The organism is Dolichospermum sp. UHCC 0259 (assembly GCF_009711935.1).
Taxonomy (GTDB): domain Bacteria; phylum Cyanobacteriota; class Cyanobacteriia; order Cyanobacteriales; family Nostocaceae; genus Dolichospermum.
Genome location: NZ_VIKX01000223.1, coordinates 1 through 19,225 on the forward strand (window position 1 = coordinate 1; position 19,225 = coordinate 19,225).

Annotated in this window: 17 protein-coding genes; 8 read left to right on the top strand and 9 right to left on the bottom strand. The window is 37.6% G+C overall.

Annotation, left to right across the window (positions count from 1 at the left end; all coding sequences use genetic code 11):
* Positions 1-11: 11 nt before the first annotated feature.
* The 5 genes from FJR05_RS18790 to FJR05_RS18810 all read right to left on the bottom strand — a co-directional run bounded on the left by FJR05_RS18790 (position 12) and on the right by FJR05_RS18810 (position 5,773).
* Positions 12-794 carry an ABC transporter ATP-binding protein gene (locus FJR05_RS18790; protein WP_168645531.1) on the bottom strand — a complete coding sequence of 261 codons (783 nt, stop codon included), beginning with the start codon at positions 792-794 and terminating at the stop codon, positions 12-14.
* Between the two features lie 189 nt (positions 795-983).
* The gene (locus FJR05_RS18795; RefSeq protein ID WP_168645532.1) at positions 984-2,201 is read right to left on the bottom strand and encodes an ABC transporter permease; all 1,218 of its coding nucleotides are present in this window, start codon (positions 2,199-2,201) and stop codon (positions 984-986) included.
* Between the two features lie 21 nt (positions 2,202-2,222).
* Positions 2,223-3,692 (bottom strand): efflux RND transporter periplasmic adaptor subunit, encoded by a 1,470-nt coding sequence (locus FJR05_RS18800; protein WP_168645533.1) that lies wholly within the window; start codon positions 3,690-3,692, stop codon positions 2,223-2,225.
* Positions 3,693-3,935: 243 nt separating this feature from the next.
* Positions 3,936-5,006 (bottom strand): lipopolysaccharide assembly protein LapB, encoded by a 1,071-nt coding sequence (locus tag FJR05_RS18805; protein ID WP_168645534.1) that lies wholly within the window; start codon positions 5,004-5,006, stop codon positions 3,936-3,938.
* Between the two features lie 137 nt (positions 5,007-5,143).
* A complete protein-coding gene (locus tag FJR05_RS18810; RefSeq protein ID WP_168645535.1) occupies positions 5,144-5,773 on the bottom strand; it encodes a sigma-70 family RNA polymerase sigma factor in 630 nt (209 codons plus the stop codon).
* 178 nt (positions 5,774-5,951) lie between these two features.
* Here FJR05_RS18810 and FJR05_RS18815 point away from each other — a divergent pair, with 178 nt between their 5' ends.
* The 7 genes from FJR05_RS18815 (at position 5,952) to FJR05_RS18845 (ending at position 14,505) form a co-directional block, all read left to right on the top strand.
* Positions 5,952-6,548 (top strand): glyoxalase-like domain protein, encoded by a 597-nt coding sequence (locus FJR05_RS18815; protein WP_168645536.1) that lies wholly within the window; start codon positions 5,952-5,954, stop codon positions 6,546-6,548.
* A gap of 231 nt (positions 6,549-6,779) precedes the next feature.
* On the top strand, positions 6,780-7,586 hold the full coding sequence (locus tag FJR05_RS18820) for an ADP-ribosylglycohydrolase family protein (protein ID WP_168645537.1): 807 nt from the start codon (positions 6,780-6,782) through the stop codon (positions 7,584-7,586).
* A gap of 106 nt (positions 7,587-7,692) precedes the next feature.
* Positions 7,693-8,058 carry a VOC family protein gene (locus FJR05_RS18825; protein ID WP_168645538.1) on the top strand — a complete coding sequence of 122 codons (366 nt, stop codon included), beginning with the start codon at positions 7,693-7,695 and terminating at the stop codon, positions 8,056-8,058.
* Positions 8,059-8,189: 131 nt separating this feature from the next.
* A complete protein-coding gene (gene ylqF, locus FJR05_RS18830; protein WP_168645539.1) occupies positions 8,190-9,071 on the top strand; it encodes a ribosome biogenesis GTPase YlqF in 882 nt (293 codons plus the stop codon).
* Positions 9,072-9,521: 450 nt separating this feature from the next.
* Positions 9,522-11,150, top strand: coding sequence for an adenylate/guanylate cyclase domain-containing protein (locus FJR05_RS18835; protein ID WP_168645571.1), 1,629 nt, complete (start codon positions 9,522-9,524; stop codon positions 11,148-11,150).
* Positions 11,151-11,323: 173 nt separating this feature from the next.
* On the top strand, positions 11,324-12,691 hold the full coding sequence (locus FJR05_RS18840) for an NAD-dependent succinate-semialdehyde dehydrogenase (RefSeq protein WP_168645540.1): 1,368 nt from the start codon (positions 11,324-11,326) through the stop codon (positions 12,689-12,691).
* 170 nt (positions 12,692-12,861) lie between these two features.
* Positions 12,862-14,505 carry an acetolactate synthase large subunit gene (locus FJR05_RS18845; protein WP_168645541.1) on the top strand — a complete coding sequence of 548 codons (1,644 nt, stop codon included), beginning with the start codon at positions 12,862-12,864 and terminating at the stop codon, positions 14,503-14,505.
* 35 nt (positions 14,506-14,540) lie between these two features.
* Here the strand turns inward: FJR05_RS18845 and FJR05_RS18850 are convergent, their stop codons facing one another.
* Positions 14,541-15,098: a protoglobin domain-containing protein gene (locus tag FJR05_RS18850; protein WP_168645542.1), complete on the bottom strand. Its 558-nt coding sequence runs from the start codon at positions 15,096-15,098 to the stop codon at positions 14,541-14,543.
* A 529-nt stretch (positions 15,099-15,627) separates the two neighbouring features.
* On the opposite strand from FJR05_RS18850, the gene FJR05_RS18855 reads away from it, so the two are divergent.
* On the top strand, positions 15,628-17,466 hold the full coding sequence (locus tag FJR05_RS18855; protein WP_168645543.1) for a bifunctional serine/threonine-protein kinase/formylglycine-generating enzyme family protein: 1,839 nt from the start codon (positions 15,628-15,630) through the stop codon (positions 17,464-17,466).
* Positions 17,467-17,510: 44 nt separating this feature from the next.
* On the opposite strand, the gene FJR05_RS18860 is transcribed toward FJR05_RS18855, so the two are convergent.
* The 3 genes from FJR05_RS18860 to FJR05_RS18870 all read right to left on the bottom strand — a co-directional run bounded on the left by FJR05_RS18860 (position 17,511) and on the right by FJR05_RS18870 (position 19,185).
* Positions 17,511-18,191 (bottom strand): SDR family oxidoreductase, encoded by a 681-nt coding sequence (locus tag FJR05_RS18860; protein WP_168645544.1) that lies wholly within the window; start codon positions 18,189-18,191, stop codon positions 17,511-17,513.
* A 52-nt stretch (positions 18,192-18,243) separates the two neighbouring features.
* Complete coding sequence (locus FJR05_RS18865; protein ID WP_168645545.1) at positions 18,244-18,771, bottom strand: hypothetical protein; 528 nt, start codon at positions 18,769-18,771, stop codon at positions 18,244-18,246.
* A 75-nt stretch (positions 18,772-18,846) separates the two neighbouring features.
* On the bottom strand, positions 18,847-19,185 hold the full coding sequence (locus FJR05_RS18870) for a hypothetical protein (RefSeq protein WP_168645546.1): 339 nt from the start codon (positions 19,183-19,185) through the stop codon (positions 18,847-18,849).
* Positions 19,186-19,225: the final 40 nt, after the last annotated feature.

Below are 19,225 nucleotides of genomic sequence, written 5' to 3' on the forward strand. Positions count from 1 at the left end.
CCTACTTCTACCTACCCTATAAACTCTCGAAAGTGGGGGGAGAGTGAAAAACTACCATGGGGAGTTAGATGAGAATGAACAACTTCACCATCACGAAACCAAACAATCCGTTTAGTTTGTCGCGCAACTTCTGATTCATGGGTGACGATAACAACAGTAATACCACTGCTATTAAGTTCACTAAACAAGTCTAATACTTCTTGGGTGGTATGAGAATCAAGTGCGCCGGTGGGTTCGTCTGCGAGGAGAACAACGGGATTGTTGACAATAGCACGAGCGATCGCTACTCTTTGTTGTTGTCCCCCTGATAATTGGGTAGGTTTGTTATTGAGGCGTTTTTCTAAGCCAACTTTGATTAATGCGGATGTCGCCCGATCTTTTCTTTCCCCAGGTTTAACACCAGCATACACCATTGGCAGCATGACATTTTCTAAAGCTGTTAATTGATTTAATAAATGGAATTGTTGAAAGACAAAACCGAGTTTTTTATTGCGAATATGCGCCAATTCGGTATCATTCATTTGCGCGACATTCAAATTATCTAAATAATAATTTCCGCTACTGGGACGATCTAAACAACCGATAATATTCATGGCTGTAGATTTACCCGAACCTGAAGGTCCCATAATTGAACAATATTCACCCTGTTTAATCACCAAATTCACATTATTCAGTGCCTTAACTTCTATTTCCCCAATTCCATAAACTTTGAAAATATCCTCTAATCGAATAATTGCTAATTCTGGTGCAGCATCGGGAATATTCGCATCATTAAAAGTTAAAGTATTAGCCATAAAAATTTATCCTGTTGTGTGATTAAGATCCCCGACTTCTTATTGTATCTTAGAGGTTGTTTGAAAAGTTTTAAATTGTGATTTTAGGCACTTACAGATCCCCCCTAACCCCCCTTAACAAGGGGGGAACTAGAGTCAAAGTCCCCTTTCTCAAGGGGGATTTAGGGGGATCTAAATGGAAATTACCAATTATGCCGTTCTCAGCGCTACCATTGGATCAAGTTGAGCCGCACGACGGGCAGGAACGACACCAAAAAATAAACCAATCCCACCAGAAACACTAGCAGCTAAGATGACTGCACTTGGTGAAATTGCCGCTTCTAAAGGGGTAAGGATACTTACTAAAATGATGCTACCACCACCTAAAGCAATGCCGATTAAACCGCCGACTACAGATAAAATCACGGCCTCAATAATGAATTGTAAAAGGATGTCTTGTTGAGTTGCACCAATAGCTTTACGCAGTCCAATTTCTTGGGTACGTTCGCTGACAGAAACTAGCATTATATTCATAATACCAATACCACCCACAAATAAGGAAATACTAGCGATCGCAGCTAACATTAGTGTCAATCCGCTGGTAATTGTATTGATAATTTCCAAGATATTTTTTTGGCTTTGAATAGTAAAATCATCTTCACGGACAATTTTGTGCCGACGACGGAGTAAGTTTGTTATTTGAAATTCTGCGGCGGAGATGCTATTTTCATCTTGAGCCGATACAGAAATTAAAGAAACATTAATACCAAAGGGGGATGTTCTGCCCACCAACCGACTAAACATGGTATTAATAGGAATAAAAACCGCATCATCACTGTTACTTCCAAAGGAAGAACCTTTAGCTACTGTTAAACCAATCACCTCAAAAGTAGTATTTTGAATGCGGATTTTTTGACCAATAGGATTTTGATTATCAAAGAGTTTGTTGGCTAAATCTGGAGCTAATACTGCTACTCTTTTATTCCGTTTAAGATCAAAGTCATTAAAAAACCTACCTTCTTTAATTTCAAAACTACGAACTGTTGTATAATTAGCAGTAGTACCTATTACTGTACTAGTTGTACTTTTACTTCTATAGGTGATTGTGCTTCTGTTATTAATTTCTGGGGCAACTTCTTTAACGGCACGGACTTGTTTAGCGATCGCATTCGCATCTTGTAAAACTAAAGTTCTGGGCATTGTTGTCACCCTTCCCCGACTTCCTGGACTCCCAGGCACAATAAATAGAGTATTTGGGCCTAATGATGCAAATTGATTATTCGCCAATGTTTGTGCGCCTTCACCAATCCCAATCATGGCAATTACTGAAGCATTACCAATAATAATTCCTAACATGGTTAAACTACTTCGCAACTTATTAGCTAATAAGGTAGTAGTTGCCATTTTCACACTTTCTAGAATGTCCATATTTTGTGTTTATTTGTGATTTTATTCTTCCGGTTCTTTATTTCCTTTACCCTTGGTTTTAGGTAGATCAATAAATATGCGATCGCCTGCTTTAAGCCCTTCTAAAACCTGAACTTGGTTATCAATATTTGCGCCAATTGTGACTAACTTAAACTGGGGTTTATTTTTATCACCCAATAACCACACACCAGTTTTTCCCTTTTGAGTAACTATTAACTCTTGGGGTATTAACAGCGCATTTTGGATATTATTACCAATAAATGTAACTTCACTGACATTCATTCCCGAACGCAGTTTATCTGCTCCCGTATCAATAGCCACCCGCACTTGAAAAGATGTCACATTTTGATCAACTACCGCTTCAGGTGCAATCAATCTAACTCGTCCCTGAAAAACTTCATCAGGATAGGCATCAATGGCAATTTCCACTTTTTGTCCCTGTTTAATTTGGGGAATATCCACTTCAGGAACTTTAGCCAGCACTTCTAAACCTCTAGCTACAGCAACTATAGAAGTAGATGTCGCCGAAGCATCACTAGAAGCAGAAATGGCCGGACTCACATAAGCTCCTACTGTCGCATATCTTTGAGTCACAATTCCCGAAAAAGGAGCGCGAATAATGGTATCTTCTTGTTGAACTTGTTGTTGTTTTAATTGAGCCTCAGCACTAGCGACTGCTGCTTTTAATCTGGCAATTTCTTGGGGACGATCACCATTTTCTAATTTTCGTAATCCTTCTTTTTCCTGATTAACTATTGCTTCTTGCTTTTGAATATCTTGGTTGCGATTGCCCACTTTTAGTAAAGATAATCGGCGTTGTGCTTCTTCTAAATTAGCCTTAGCTTTACTATTTTCACTGATATATTGTTCTAAACTATCTTGGGAAATAGCCCCATCTTTAGCTAAATTTTGATAACGTTTGACTCTCGATTGGGTAAGTACCACAGAAGCTTTTGCCGAGTCCACTTGAGCCTGTGCTTGTTGAATTTCCTGTAAACGATTCCCATCTCTAATAATTGCTAATTGAGCCTGTGCTTGCTCTACACGGGCTTTGGCTTGGGCAATTTCTTCGGGACGACTTCCAGCTTGGCTTTCTGCTAATTGTGCTTTTACTTGTTCTAAATTAGCTTTGTATTGGAGAATCCGCATTTTAATTTCCGAATTATCCATACGAGCAATTATTTGTCCTTGTTTGACAGTATCTCCCTGTTCAACATTTAAAGCTGCCAACAATCCTGGACTTTTAGGACTAATATTCACACTTTGAATCGGTTGAACTTTGCCACTAGCTGCAATGCGGACAGTTACGCTTTTTGCTTCTACAGGAACAGTTAATTTACTAACATCTGGTGGTTTATTTCTTTGCTGGATGGTTTTGATTGTAGCTGTTGTTCCCACAATTAAGACACCACTAGCGATTAAACCTATTAACCACCGCAATGGATATTTAACTTTTTTGCCGATTAAGGGAAGTTCTATGTAAAAAATCATGATGAAAAAAGGTTAGGAATAGGAGTAAGTTACAAAAAATCTTGTATAGTTGAAAATCTATGATAATTATTTAATTTATTTAATTCATCATCTGATTAGGTGAATTTTCAATTTGTGTAATTTTCTATCTCCTGCCTAGCTATACTAACATATTCCTCTTTGATTCGTGATCATGACTTATTTCCTATTTTTGAATTTAGATCCCCGATTTCTCAAAGAAGTCGGGGATCTGGTATTTTATGATTAACGTTTTTTTAATTCATTAAGTTTATAAACTAATAAACTTTGTTGTTTACTATCTTCCAATTTCTGGGCTATGGAAATAGCTTGTGTATATAAATCCTTAGCTTTGGTAAAGTTACCCATTTTTTCATAAATCTCCCCAGAGACCAGTAAATATTTTAGATCTTCTGCGGGATTGTTGATAGAATTGGTTAATGTCACCCGGTTTTCTAATAGTTTCAAAGCTAAATCATAACGACCTAATGCCGCATTGGCTGTGACTAAACCATCAATGGCTCGTAATTGATTGGGACGCTCAAAACTTTTTTTAGCTAACCGCATTGCTAAACCGTAATTACCAATAGTTTTTTGATAATCGCCCATAGCTAAATAAGCATCACCAAGATTATTTAGGGTATTAACTTCACCAATAGTATCACCAATTCGGCGGCGGAAAGTTAAGGCATATTCGCCAATTTTGACGGCTTTATTATAATCACCTGTGCGGATAGCAACTAAACTCAAATTACTTAAAGATAGCCCTTGTCCTTCCAGGTTAATTACATTACGAGCCACTACTAAAGCATCTTCCAGAGTTTCTTGGGCGGCGATATTTTCGCCTTTTTGTAAAAATAAAGTAGCTAAATTATTTAGAGCAAAAATTTGATTCTGAAAATCTTGATTATCGCGGGAAATTGCTAACTGTCGGCGAATAGCATCTTCAGCATTATTGAGATCATTTAATTGCAAATAGGCCTTAGCTAATAAATCATAAGTTAAACCTTGGGCTTTTAAATCACCTAATGAGTGATAAATTTCCAAAGCTGCTAGGGATAATTTTAGAGTTTTTTGGGGAAATCCTTGAAATAATTGCTGTCTACCTTGTCTGAGTAATTTATCAGCTACATTTCGTGATGATTTATTTGCAGGATTATTTAAAGGACGGTGAATTTGTTGGGTAATATCAATTGCTTTTACACCTGTGGTAGTTAATAAACAGGTGATTAGTACCATATAAAAAGTCAAAGATGGCAACTTTGCGAAATTGCTGATATTAATCGGATTTCCTGATAGTAAATGCCGCTGTTTCATAATATCTAACCGGGAAATTCCGGCTGTAAATAAATGGTATAAGACAAGTTTTATTTGAGCAAGCAAAGAACTAAGGAGAGGGATTTTTGCTGTGGTTCTGTGCAGTAAATGGGCGACTGTGATTATTATAGCTAAAGTTAGGACGAAATCCCATCTTCACCTAAGTAAATAGCCCGAATATCAGCCGGTAATTTATCTTCAAGCATCTGATAACCTTCTTGGAGAGAAATTGCGACTTCAGCCGGGGAAATTTGTTCTCCTTCAGCTTGCAAATAGGCAGCAATTCTGGTTTCACTCCAGTGGAAGGTTTGCGCCATTAAGACGATTAATCGTAATATTGCTGGTAGTTGATCTAATGCCTGTTCTACATAACACCATAACGGTGGGGATGTATCCTTGAGTGAATAATGAATAGCTTCTGTGGGTGGAAGCTTAATCTCGTTAATATGGAATGCGGTGATGTTAATTAACCAATTTTGTAAGGTTAAGGATTCCGTTTCTGTAGCTGCTTGATTTAAGTCCAGTCCCCCTAATTCATAATAGATATTTCGCCAGATGAGAGCAAATAAATAATCAGCTTGCACAGGCGATCGCGCCGAATGCCGAATTAAGGTGTAAACTATGGGACTATAACGGCAAAAAATCACCGTAAAATACTTGCCATAATCTGGATATCGCTGAAATAAACTCAGTAGTTCTTGATCACTGTGATGAAATAGCGACTTCACCAATGGGTGATTAGCTTCGGGAAAGTGGGGAATTTGCACAATCTCTGAACTAGATAACTGTTAAAATATACTAGGGAATGGTGATGCGATCGCTAATAATATCGGAAAGTTAGTAAGTTTGTAAAGTCAGACCATAAGACTCTTGATAAACTAGAAACAATGTTAGTCTTAATTGACAATACTCAAAGCGTCTCCTTTATTGTGATTCTGTTTGTTCATGGTTATAGAAGCTAGTTTCATAATGTTCCTGCTGAGTCCACTCACTTTCGGCTCTTTCTTACCTTCCCTGCCCTTGGATAGCCTGTTCTCCACCCAAGGGATTATGATTATGCTATTGGCAGCTTACGCTGGTGCTATGTGGATGTTCCTCAGCAGCGCACCTAAAGTTTATACTGTCATGGTATCGGATTTAGAAGTTGCCCGACAGTTATATGCAGGATTGCTAGATTTGCCAGTAGCGGAAGTCCCTTTGCACTATTATTACAACTACGAGCAAACCATTGGTGCAACAGGTATTGACCCGCTGTATATGTCCGCTAGTCCGAGTTGGTCTAATAACACCATGAATAATGGTAGTGACGGGCTGTGGTATCAACTCAAGAAAAATACTCAATTACATATTATCACTGGTGCAAGTTTAGGCAAAAAAGATCAGCATCGTCATGTTTGCTTTGATCATGATTGTCTAGAATTAATTTTAATGCGAGTAGAAGTCAGAGGCTTAAAGTTCAAAATTCGCAACCAAAAGCCTTTGAATTTTTTAGTTAAGGATTATGAAGGGCGTGTCATTGAAATGGCTGAAGTTGCTAATTAGTCATTATGGGTGTGTTGGGTTTTCCTAATGCACCCTAAATATTTTTTATTTATAAATCCTGTTTGATGTGAGTTTGATAATTACTGAATGTAAACGAACACATTAAAACTACTAAATATTACTCAGAAGATGATATTTTCTCAGAAAAAAGTCAGCGATCGCTCACAGTTGTGCAAGAGTAGAGAACAGTAATATGCTAAAAACACTGATTTAACTCAATATCTAATAATTATGCTAGGTGCGATCGCTGGTGATATCATTGGCTCTATCTACAAGTTTAACAATATCAAAACTAAGGATTTTCCTCTGTTTGATGAAAAATGTACTTTCACAGACGACACAGTGCTAACAATCGCTGTCGCCGAATTCATTCTTAATGCTGACACATTTCCCGATAATACTAAGTATATTGACCAATTTCAATATATTAGAAACTTCAAACTATACTACTCTGAATATCCAGAAGTAGGTTATGGCAATAAATTTCGAGCCTGGGCAAAATCCAACAGCACTGAACCATACAACAGTTGGGGAAACGGTTCAGCCATGCGAGTTAGTCCCATAGCATCTACATTTGATGACTTAAACACCGTATTGCAAGAAGCTCAAAGTTGTGCAGGAGTTACTCACAATCATCCCGAAGGAATTAAGGGCGCAGAAGCAACCGCAGCAGCCATATTTTTGGCGCGTACAGGCTCTAACAAAGGTAGCATTAAGTCCTATATCCAAAACTCCTTTGGTTATGATTTAAAACCCACCTTGTCCGAAATCAGACCGACTTACGAATTTAACGATTCCTGTCCAGGGTCTGTTCCCCAAGCCATTATCGCTTTTTTAGAATCTACGGATTTTGAAGATGCAATTCGCAATGCCATTTCCATTGGTGGTGATAGTGATACCATAGCTTGCATTACAGGTAGTATTGCTGAAGCCTTTTATGGTGGTGTCCCCCAAGAAATCGCCGAATGGGCATTATCAAAGTTAGATGAGCAACTTTGGCGTGTAACTGATAAGTTTATGTCACTGTATTATTCTTAAAAGGGAATAGGTAATAGGTAATAGGTAATGGGTAATAAATTTATTTTCTTGCTCCTGAGTTCTGCTGTAACTGCGCTCTTGTGACAAATCTATGGTAAAAATAAATATGCAATATAATAGTGTCATCGTCACCATAGCCACAGTTAATTTTGATAATATAGTCAGCTTCTATACTCAATTACTAGAACAAAAACCACAGAAACTCATTCCTAATGTCTATGCTGAGTTTCACATTATTGGGTTAAAGTTAGGTATTTTTAAACCCAAATCAGTAAACGAGCCAGAATTTGCTGTTAATTCCCAAAGTCCGCTCAGTTTATGTTTGGAAGTAAATAATTTAGAAACTGCCATATCTCACCTAATATCTTTAGGCTGTACCTCACAAAAAGAAATTTCTACAGCTTCTCACGGACAAGAAATTTATGCCTACGACCCCGACGGCAACCGTTTAATTTTACATCAATCTTATTAAGAGGGAACAGGTGACAGGTGACAGGTGACAGGGAACAGGGAACAGGGAACAGACAAGAGAGAGAATTAATGACCAATGACCAATGACAACTGACCAATGACAACTGACAACTGACAACTAACAAACAATAAATGTCAATCACACAAAATTACAAATTAAATCTGATTCAATGGTATCCCGGACACATTGCCAAAGCTGAGAAGAATCTCAAAGAGCAGCTAAAACGGGTTGATGTGGTTTTAGAAGTGAGAGATGCCCGTATTCCTATAACTACAAATCACCCACAAATGAATGAATGGGTGGGGACAAAAGCCAGGATATTGGTACTCAATCGGGTAGATATGATTTTGCCACAAGTGCGATCGCGCTGGATAGAGTGGTTTAAAAATCACGACGAAGTTCCCTATTTTACCAACGCCCAACATGGTCAAGGTGTCACCGCCATAGCCAAAGCCGCCCAAGCAGCAGGTATTGAACTTAACCAACGTCGCACTGATAGAGGAATGTTACCCCGTCCCGTCCGGGCTGTCGTCATTGGTTTTCCCAATGTCGGTAAATCAGCCTTAATTAACAGGTTGATAGGAAAACGAGTCGTAGAAAGTGCCGCCCGTCCCGGTGTCACCAGACAACTACGGTGGGTGAGAATTTCTGATCAATTACAATTACTAGATGCCCCTGGTGTCATTCCCGCCAGACTGGACAGCCAAGCCGCAGCCGTCAAATTAGCTATTTGTGATGATATTGGTGAAGCAGCTTATGACAATCAACTCATAGCCGCAGCATTCGTAGATATACTTAACGAACTTCAGGAAACACATTCTCATTCATTGCCACCACATCCATTACTAACCCGGTATGAGATAGATTCCATCATCTACACAGGAGAAGACTATTTACAAGTCTTAGCAGAACATCGTTATAAAGGTGATGTAGAACGCGCCGCTAGACAAATGATCACCGATTTTCGCAAAGGACTTCTAGGTAATATCTCTCTAGAATTACCACCATTTTAACTACTAATTTGTATCCGTACAATTGATATTTTCAAAATTAGCATTATTCTTCTAGTCAAAATCACTGCTTAAATGACATAATAAATCCTTGTGTGTTCGGGCGCTGGGTTAGACGAAATTGTAACGCATTTGTTGGGTTTTATGATTCAACTCAACAAAGCAAAAAATAGCGGAAGTATTGTCAATAAGATGATTTTCTTAACTCCTTATGCTTTTTTTAGTAAAAACGACTACAAATTTGTTATTTTCCTACAGCGAGTAGTATCATAAATATAATGTTAGAACTTACACAATAAATTATGGTATATCTCAGCCAATTTTTGTTGAACAACAGCAACACAAATAGCAAATAAACATCTGGTATCTACTACGTGCTGATAAATATAAACTCTATATTTATTTAATTACACTGATACTTGCGCCCTTAGCTTCGAGCCTGATATAACAGTGATGAATCAACTCACCCTCATCTTCCAGCAAGAAGGACATACCGAAACATTAGTTCCAGTAGATAAAGATGTATTTATTATCGGACGGTTGCCAGAATGTGACATGGTATTACCCTTTGGAGGAATTTCTCGCAATCATGCGCGAATCGTCAAAAGTTCTGATCATGTGTGGACTATTCAGGATTTAGGTAGTAAAAATGGTACGCAAGTTAACCAATATTTGATTACGGGTATCCAAGAATTAGCTAATAATGATGTAATTTCTTTGGGCAACATTAAATTATTAGTAAAATTCAAAAATATAAGTACAAATGGTATTACTAATAGATTTTTAAGAAAGGTTAATACTCAACCACAAAAAATTATTTTTCGGAATGTTGAGCAACTCCAACAACAATGGATAAGTGCGAATACTATTAATGGCAATAACAATAATCAAAATGAAACTATTGCTCGCCTGAAAGATTTGGTAGATATAGCTAAAAATCTTTGTGCTGCTGCATCTATTGAGGAAATTTTTTTCCAAGTACAACAAGTAGTTTTTCGTTATCTTGATAGTATTGACCGATTAGCTTTATTAGTAAAAATTGACGATTTTGGTAATTTAGAGTTAATAAATTCTGCCACTAGAAATATTTCTGAACAAGAACATTTAGCAACAGATGGTAGTTGGATTAGCCGCAGTATTTGTCAAAAAGTATTTGCAGAAAAAATTGCTGTTCAAAGTGCCGATACTCAATCAGATCAACGTTTTTCTAGCGAGAAAAGTATTTTAGTTAAAGGAATTCGTAGTGCTATGGCTGTCCCATTATGGGATGAACACAAAGTAATTGGAGTTCTCTATGCTGATGCTAGTTTGTCTTCATCTCATTGGGAAAGTGAAGGGGAAGAAGAACTCAGCTTTTTTTCAGCTTTGGCTAATATTGTAGCTTCTAGTGTGCAACGTTCGTTGTTAGTAGACAAACTCAAAAATGAAGAAGTAATTCGTCATCGTTTAGAACGATACCATTCTCCTGCTGTTGTCCAACAATTAATAGCTGTTGGTGGTTCTCCAGATGGACGTTTAGCGCCTAGAGAAAATGAAATTAGTATTTTATTTGCGGATTTGGTCGGTTTTACGGCAATTTCTGAACGATTGACACCTACAGAAATTGCTCAATTATTAAATAATTTATTTGAAGAAATGTTGAAAGAAGTGTTTTTGTATAGTGGCACGCTAGATAAATACATTGGTGACTGTATTATGGCATTTTTTGGCGCTCCTGACCCAGATCCAGGTCATGCAGATAGGGCAGTTGCATCGGCGAGGGGAATGCTAACTCGGTTAAAACATCTCAATGCTAATAATTTTTGGCAAGAACCTTTACAATTACGCATTGCTATTAACAGTGGTAAGGCTGTGGTTGGTGATGTTGGTAGTTCTCAAAGGGTAGATTATACTGCTTTAGGAACGACAATTAATTTGGCAGCTAGGATGGAAACCATTTGTTCTCCTGGTGAATGTGTAATTAGTGAAGTTACTTATAATATGCTGTCAGAAAAATCAGATTTTTTTGATATCGGGGCTTATCGTTTTAAAGGAATTGATCGTTCAATTAATCTATATCAAACTAAAATGTGTGAACTATAGGTGCTAGTACCGCAGAGCGGAAGTCAAAAGTTACTCGATTTTGGGGTTATTGATTTAATGAAAAATTATTTTTATGATTTTCTCTCTAACTCAATTTTCGTGTTAGCTTCTGTAATGAATGTGTGTAAAACTGGTAAACTACCTCAAACTATTTTTTAATGGGAGGTCAGGTTATGGCTATAGCTACCATTAATCCCACCACTGGGGAAACGCTCAAAACTTTTGAGCCACTAAAAGATCCAGAAATTCTTGCTAAGTTGGATTTAGCAGGAAAGGCTTTTGAAGGATATCGTCAGACGAGTTTTATAGAGCGATCGCACTGGTTAGAACAAGCAGCAGTCATTTTAGAGCAAGAAAAGGCAGATTTAGGGAAATTGATGACGCTGGAAATGGGTAAACCATTAAAAGCAGCGATCGCAGAAGTGGAAAAATGCGCCCTGGTTTGTCGTTATTACGCCGAAAATGCCCCCAATTTTCTGGCTGATGTCACTATTAAAACTGATGCTAGTCATAGTTTTATAAAATATCAACCTTTAGGGGTAATTCTCGCCGTCATGCCTTGGAATTTTCCATTTTGGCAGGTTTTTAGGTTTGCTGCACCGGCACTCATGGCGGGCAATGTGGGGCTACTCAAACACGCTTCCAATGTGCCACAGTGCGCCCTAGCAATAGAAAATATTATTAACCGTGCTGGCTTTCCTACAGGTGTATTTCAAACATTATTAATTGGTGCTTCCCAAGTTGCCAATTTGATGGCTGATGATCGCGTCAAAGCCGCTACTCTCACAGGTAGTGAACCAGCAGGTATATCCCTTGCGGTTGCTTCTGGAAAACAAATCAAAAAAACTGTTTTAGAATTGGGGGGCAGTGACCCATTTATTGTTTTAGAAAGTGCTGATTTAGAAACAGCAGTTAGCACCGCAGTCACAGCAAGAATGTTAAATAATGGACAGTCTTGTATTGCTGCGAAACGCTTTATTATTGCTGAATCTGTGGCTGATCAATTTGAAAAACTGTTGTTAGAAAAATTTCAAGCTTTGAAAGTTGGGAATCCAATGGCAGCAGATACAGATTTGGGACCATTGGCAACTCCTGATATTCTCCAAGAATTAGACGAACAAGTTAAAAATGCCGTAAAAAGTGGTGGTAAAGTCCTCACAGGTGGACATCCTTTAACAGAAATGCAGGGGAACTTTTATCCGCCCACAATTATCATAGATATTCCTGTAGATACACCAATTGCCCAAGCAGAATTTTTTGGACCTGTGGCATTATTATTTCGAGTTCCTGATATCAATGCGGCTATTAAATTAGCTAATGATAGTCCCTTTGGTTTGGGTGCAAGTGCATGGACAACAAATACAGAAGAACAACATCGCCTAATTCAAGAAATTGAAGCTGGTGCAGTATTTATTAACAGCATGGTTAAGTCTGATCCCCGTTTACCGTTTGGTGGCATTAAGCGTTCTGGCTACGGTAGGGAGTTAAGTATTCAAGGTTTACATGAATTTGTGAATATTAAGACTGTCTGGGTGAAATGATTGTTTTTTTGAAACGCAGATGGACGCAGATAAACGCAGATGATTTGCCGATTAAGATCCCCGACTTCTTCTTTGATCATGTTAATAAATTGTGAGGTGATGTCAGAAGTCGGGGATCTGGGTTCAACTAATTACCAATTACCAATTACCAATTACCAATTACAAAATTTATGAATACCGCAGAATTGTTAGTACAGTGTTTAGAAAACGAAGGAGTTCAATATGTTTTTGGACTTCCTGGTGAAGAAAATTTGCACGTTTTAGAAGCCTTAAAAAACTCATCCATTCAATTTATTACTACCCGTCATGAACAGGGTGCAGCCTTCATGGCTGATGTTTATGGCAGATTAACAGGAAAAGCTGGAGTATGTCTTTCTACCCTTGGACCAGGGGCAACTAATTTAATGACAGGGGTAGCAGATGCTAACTTAGATGGTGCGCCATTAGTAGCAATTACTGGACAGGTGGGAACAGATAGAATGCACATTGAATCCCATCAATATTTAGATTTAGTGGCAATGTTTGCCCCAGTTACTAAGTGGAATAAACAGATTGTCAGACCAAGTATTACACCAGAAGTTGTGAGAAAAGCCTTCAAGCGATCGCAAACCGAAAAACCCGGTGCTGTTCACATTGACTTACCAGAAAATATTGCTGCTATGCCCGTCGAAGGCAAACCTCTAAATAAAGATAATAGCGAAAAAACCTATGCTTCCTTTGCCAGCATTCGCGCTGCCGCTGGGGCAATTTCCCAAGCCGTTAATCCCATCATTTTAGTCGGAAATGGCGCAATTCGCGCTCATGCTAGTGATGCAGTCACGCAATTTGCCACCCAAATGAATATTCCCGTTGTCAATACTTTTATGGGTAAAGGAGTAATTCCCTATACTCATCCCTTAGCACTTTGGTCTGTGGGATTACAACAACGAGATTTCATTACCTGCGGCTTTGATAATACAGATTTAGTTATCGCAATTGGTTATGATTTAATTGAATTTTCTCCTAAAAAATGGAATCCTGATGGGACAATTCCTATTATTCATGTGGCAGCAACTTCTTCGGAAATTGACAGTAGTTATATTCCCAAAGTAGAAATAGTTGGCGATATTTCTGACTCCCTGAATGAGATATTAAAATTAGCAGACAGACACAATAAACCCAATCCCTATTCTATTAGCTTGCGTTCTAATATTCGGGCTGATTACGAAGAATATGCCCAAGATGATGAATTTCCCATTAAACCGCAAAAATTAATTTATGACTTGCGGCAAGTTATGGGACCAGATGATATTGTCATTTCTGATGTGGGCGCACATAAAATGTGGATTGCTAGACATTATCATTGTCATAGTCCCAATACCTGCATTATTTCTAATGGTTTCGCAGCAATGGGTATTGCTATTCCCGGTGCATTAGCCGCAAAATTAGTTTATCCAGATCGTAAAGTTGTTGCTGCCACTGGTGACGGTGGTTTTATGATGAATTGTCAAGAATTAGAAACAGCTTTGCGAGTCGGAACACCATTTGTGACTTTGATTTTTAATGATGGTGGCTATGGTTTAATTGAGTGGAAACAAGAAAATCAATTTGGTCCAGGTAACTCATCTTTTGTCCATTTTGGTAATCCTGATTTTGTCAAATTTGCTGAAAGTATGGGATTAAAAGGTTATCGAGTTGAATCCGTTGCCGATTTTATTCCCTTACTCAAAGAAGCGCTCGCGCAAGATGTCCCAGCCGTGATAGATTGTCGGGTAGATTATCGAGAAAATCGTCGTTTTACCCAAAAAGCCGGCGAATTAAATTGTCAAGTTTAAATATTGTAGGGGTGGGGTTTCCCCACCCTGAATGACTAATTTATTGATGCTGCACCTGTGCTAATCAAACGCTTTAATAAAGCGGATGACCAACCAGTTTCTTTTAACACAGCAGAAGTCGAAACATCTACATAAGACTGTTCGATAAAAGCTAAATCAATCATACAAATTCGTCCTAAAGCATCTTTCAATTCTTCTGATTTGCCCTCAGCTTTTAGCTTTTTTGCAACTTCATGAATGACTGTAGACATGGCTGGAACAATGTGCTGGGGTTGAATTCCTACCTTCACATGAACAACCCCAATTTGCCACCGTCGGTGGGCATAAACAGCACCCCAATCATCAATTCCTGTAAACATTTCCGCAAACCATTTGATGAATGTATCTGTAAGTCGCTGTATTCTGCCTTCACTAGCATTAATAATGGCATTCATTTCTGTATCACACCCCAGATAGCCATAGAAATGTTCCGCCATTTCTGCGGCAATTTCCGCACCCCAGGCAGCATTTGCTTGCAAAATAGATTTGTCTTCAGCGCTGAAACTAAATCTATTTTCCATTGTGGTCATAAATGCTAGAGTATCCATAGTCATAAGTCATCCTTAATATCAGTATTTTTTGATGTGCCTGTCTTGTAAATAGTTTTATACTATCTACCTTTAGCGTAAGTCAAAAATTTGAGAAAGTTGTGAGAATAATCATAAAATGATACATATTCTTGAGTAATTAGATCGTAGATACTCAGTACAGAAGCAATAAAGAAGGGGAAAGCTAGAATCTATGCAACAAATAGTACAGTTTTTTTATGCTGAAAGTGTTATTCATAAATAACAAGAATAACAAAATTTCTACTTCTGAAAGAAGAGAGAAACCCAAAATATTTTTGAATAATTGCTTGACAAATTTAGCAATTAATTCTATTATTAATAGAATGGGAATCTGTGCGCGCATATAGAGTCAGCTTTGGAATTAATTAAACTTTCAATGCTTAAATTTTTTCACTTTCCCCACACAAAGTAATTTATAGTTTGACTGATTTTTTCGTAACAGCAATAAATATCGTTTTGACAACTTAATAAGATTGGGGATGAATTTGGACAAGATGCTATTTTCTCAACATTCATGCAAATTTGCCAAAATCCCAATTGTTCCAACCCCTTCAACCCGAAAACCTCTAAATCTTGCCTGAGTTGTCAAGAAAGTAACTTTGGGGAAATGCTGCGAAACCGTTACCGGGTTTTGAGGTTATTAGGTGAAGGTGGATTTAGCAGAACCTACGCTGCTGAAGATGTAGATAGACTGAATGCACCTTGCGTCATTAAGCAATTTTTCCCCCAAGTTCAAGGAACTGGACAACGTGCTAAAGCAGCAGAATTTTTCAAAGAAGAAGCTTTCCGACTATACGATTTGGGAGAAAACCATGCCCAAATTCCCCGACTTTTAGCTTACTTTGAACAAGGTTCTAGTTTGTATTTAGTCCAGGAATTTATTATTGGGAAAACTCTTCTCGAAGAACTACAAAATCAAGCTTATGATGAAACCGAAGTTCGGCAACTTTTAGCTGACTTATTACCAGTTTTGGATTTTGTTCACAAACATAATGTAATTCACCGTGATATTAAACCAGAAAACATTGTGCGTCGAGATAGTGATAAAAAACCCGTATTAATTGATTTTGGAGGTGCGAAACAAGTTACCCAAACCAGTATCGCTAGACAAGCGACAGCTATTTATACCCTGGGTTATGCCCCAACAGAACAAATGGCTGGGTTTGCTTGTCAAGCAAGTGATTTATATGCTTTAGGTGTCACTTGTGTGCGGTTATTAACTCAAGATTTACCATTACAAAATGATTATGGACAACTTCAAGATCATCTTTATGATGCCATGAATGCTAAATGGTTATGGGAAGAAAGGTTACGACTCAAAGACATTACTATTAGTGATGAATTAAAGCAAATATTAAATAAATTACTCCAACATTTTGCTAGTGATAGATATCAATCAGCACTAGATGTTTTAGATGATTTGAACTTTCCTAAATCTCCCGTAGCTATCAAATTTTCTTCCTTTCCTAAACCACCATTAGCACCACCACTTCCTCAAAAAGTTTCTGTCCCCTTACCTCCCTTATACAACTTTGATTTTTATGTTATTACCGTAGATACTTCTGGCAGAGAAGTTAACCGTGATAGACGGAATACTAAATATTTCAAAGAAGAATTAGGCAGGAATACAACCTTAGAAATGGTATCAATTCCCAATGGAAATTTTATCATGGGTTCTCTAAGTTGTGAAGGTGATGATGATGAACGTCCCCAACATCAAGTTACAGTTCCACCCTTTTTCATGGGAAAATATCCTATTACTCAATTACAGTGGAGAACCATAGCCGCTTTACCGCCAATTAAACAAGAATTGCACCCTAATCCATCAAAATTTAAAGGTGCAAATTTGCCTGTTGAAAATGTTTCTTGGTATGAAGCTGTAGAATTTTGTGACAGATTGGCAATTAAAACTGGGAGAGAATATCGTTTACCTAGTGAAGCCGAATGGGAGTATGCTTGTCGGGCAGGAACTACCACATCGTTTCATTTTGGAGAAACAATTACTTCTGATTTAATTAACTGTAGTGGTAGCGATACCTATTCTATAGAACCCAAAAGTAGATTTCGGAAAGAAACAACTAATGTTGGTTATTTTGAAGTTGCGAATGCTTTTGGTTTGTATGATATGCACGGATTAGTCTGGGAATGGTGTGCAGATCCTTGGCATAATAACTATCATGGCGCACCTACAAATGGTAATATCTGGGAAGATGGAGGTGATAAACATCGTCGCGTTTTAAGAGGTGGTGCATGGAATTTTAGTGCCGAACTTTGTCGTAGCGCTAGTAGAAGTTGGAATGAAGCAGACGGTGGTTTAAGAATGTGTGGTTTTCGAGTAGTATTTTCTGTTTAAATTTAGTTAGTAGTGAGGACTTTAGTCCTCAAAATTAACAACAACTAATCCAAATTAAATTCTATAAATTCCGGTAATCCTGGATATACCATATTCCGATCTATGGCTGAGAAAATCTTATTATTAGTATCAGGAGAATTTAAACAGCGACAAACTAATTGTGCAACATCAGCCCGATGAATAGTACCTACAATCTGGGAATTTTCAGTGATAATTCCGTTGTTGGTTGCTGGTTCTGATTTTAAACCACCAGGACGGATAATTGTATAGTTAAGTCCGCTGGCAATTAAATATTGTTCTGCTTTTTCTTTTTCAATTAAAACTGGTTTGAGTGCTGATAAAGCTTGGGGAGGTAAAGCCACTACACTATCACCACTACCAATAGAAGTCTCGAGAATAAACTTTTGGACTCCCGCTTTAACTGCGGCATCAATGAGGTTTTTATTGCCAATATAATCAGGTTTGATATTATCTGTAGGTAAACCACCTAATGTACTGATAACGGCTTGAATAGGTTCATTTCCTAAAATCGCCTGTTCAACATCAGCCACATTTAGCGCATCTCCTAAAACTGGATGAATACCCATTGCTTTTGCTTCCAGTGCGGCTGATTCTGTTCTCAAAAGGGCTTTAACTTGAATTTGTTGTGCCGTCAAATATTTAGCGATTTCTTGGCCAACACCGCGACTAGCACCAGCTAGAAAAATGGAAGATGTGATTGACATAATTAGTCTATAAAAAAGATGCTATATTTACATTTAGCACAAAATCGTCGTTTTAGAATGGGACTATTTCAAAGGCAAAAGTACCAATTAAACGTTCATCAATATAGACTTCTATTTGATGTTGACCCAAAGGATCTCCAGGAGAAATAGTCCAAAAATTTTCAATTACACCATTAACAGGTGTTACTGTACGGGTGGAAGTTGCTGTTTTTCCATCTTTGGATATGGAGAAATTTTTATTATTTTCTGTTGTCCAAGTTTCGGGAGCTTGTGGTAAAATTAAAACTTCGCGCCATTTGACTTTACCTTGATAATTGTCAAGTGTAATTCTCCAACCATAAGCATCACCTTCTTTTAACGGAACTGTAGTTGTTGGAAAAAAATTAACTTTCCCTTCTGAGTTAACTATCTTCACACCAAATTCACTCTTATTAACAACTATTTGCTGATTAATAATTGGTTGATCATAATTTTTTGTACTTGTCGCTAAAGCCATCTCAGACTTATGGAAAGCCGGAGTTATCAGCGGCAATATCAAAGAAGCTGAAACTAATAAAAAATGGAAATTTATAATTTTCATAAACTCTATTTTCTAGTAAATAAGTAGGATACAAAATGTATATATCCTACTTGAAAAAAGTATTTTTGGCAATAGTTAATCTTCATCAAGTGCAGGTAAAAATTCTTCAAATTGCCACAATTGATCTTTCTTTTCTAGAAACCAAATGCGAGTTTCTGTGGTTAATTTACCCCAAATGACATCAACAGGAACATGGGGAGAAGCATATTGAAACTCTTCACCAATAATTCTGAGATTATCCTCTATATTTCGAGGAATACCAAAATCTTCCCAATCAATTTTGACATTTCTGCCGGTAACTCCCGCAGTCGGATCAAAAACTAATTGTGCGGTTCTGATTAAATCAGCAAAGTGTTGTGCTTTTAGTCCAATTATTTCTTGGATTTGAGGTGATTGTTGAGGATCTTGAGACATTTTCGCTGGAGTTGTGTAGATGTTTAATTTAGAAAAATTA

What these genes read in the sequence shown, in the direction of transcription:
- FJR05_RS18820 (WP_168645537.1), top strand. Translation starts at nt 6,780, where the DNA reads ATGCTAGGTGCGATCGCTGGTGATATCATTGGCTCTATCTACAAGTTT.
- FJR05_RS18795 (WP_168645532.1), bottom strand. Translation starts at nt 2,201, where the DNA reads ATGGACATTCTAGAAAGTGTGAAAATGGCAACTACTACCTTATTAGCT.
- FJR05_RS18800 (WP_168645533.1), bottom strand. Translation starts at nt 3,692, where the DNA reads ATGATTTTTTACATAGAACTTCCCTTAATCGGCAAAAAAGTTAAATAT.
- FJR05_RS18825 (WP_168645538.1), top strand. Translation starts at nt 7,693, where the DNA reads ATGCAATATAATAGTGTCATCGTCACCATAGCCACAGTTAATTTTGAT.
- FJR05_RS18840 (WP_168645540.1), top strand. Translation starts at nt 11,324, where the DNA reads ATGGCTATAGCTACCATTAATCCCACCACTGGGGAAACGCTCAAAACT.
- FJR05_RS18805 (WP_168645534.1), bottom strand. Translation starts at nt 5,006, where the DNA reads ATGAAACAGCGGCATTTACTATCAGGAAATCCGATTAATATCAGCAAT.
- FJR05_RS18850 (WP_168645542.1), bottom strand. Translation starts at nt 15,098, where the DNA reads ATGACTATGGATACTCTAGCATTTATGACCACAATGGAAAATAGATTT.
- FJR05_RS18835 (WP_168645571.1), top strand. Translation starts at nt 9,522, where the DNA reads ATGAATCAACTCACCCTCATCTTCCAGCAAGAAGGACATACCGAAACA.
- FJR05_RS18790 (WP_168645531.1), bottom strand. Translation starts at nt 794, where the DNA reads ATGGCTAATACTTTAACTTTTAATGATGCGAATATTCCCGATGCTGCA.
- FJR05_RS18815 (WP_168645536.1), top strand. Translation starts at nt 5,952, where the DNA reads ATGGTTATAGAAGCTAGTTTCATAATGTTCCTGCTGAGTCCACTCACT.
- FJR05_RS18870 (WP_168645546.1), bottom strand. Translation starts at nt 19,185, where the DNA reads ATGTCTCAAGATCCTCAACAATCACCTCAAATCCAAGAAATAATTGGA.
- FJR05_RS18865 (WP_168645545.1), bottom strand. Translation starts at nt 18,771, where the DNA reads ATGAAAATTATAAATTTCCATTTTTTATTAGTTTCAGCTTCTTTGATA.
- FJR05_RS18845 (WP_168645541.1), top strand. Translation starts at nt 12,862, where the DNA reads ATGAATACCGCAGAATTGTTAGTACAGTGTTTAGAAAACGAAGGAGTT.
- ylqF (WP_168645539.1), top strand. Translation starts at nt 8,190, where the DNA reads ATGTCAATCACACAAAATTACAAATTAAATCTGATTCAATGGTATCCC.
- FJR05_RS18855 (WP_168645543.1), top strand. Translation starts at nt 15,628, where the DNA reads ATGCAAATTTGCCAAAATCCCAATTGTTCCAACCCCTTCAACCCGAAA.
- FJR05_RS18860 (WP_168645544.1), bottom strand. Translation starts at nt 18,191, where the DNA reads ATGTCAATCACATCTTCCATTTTTCTAGCTGGTGCTAGTCGCGGTGTT.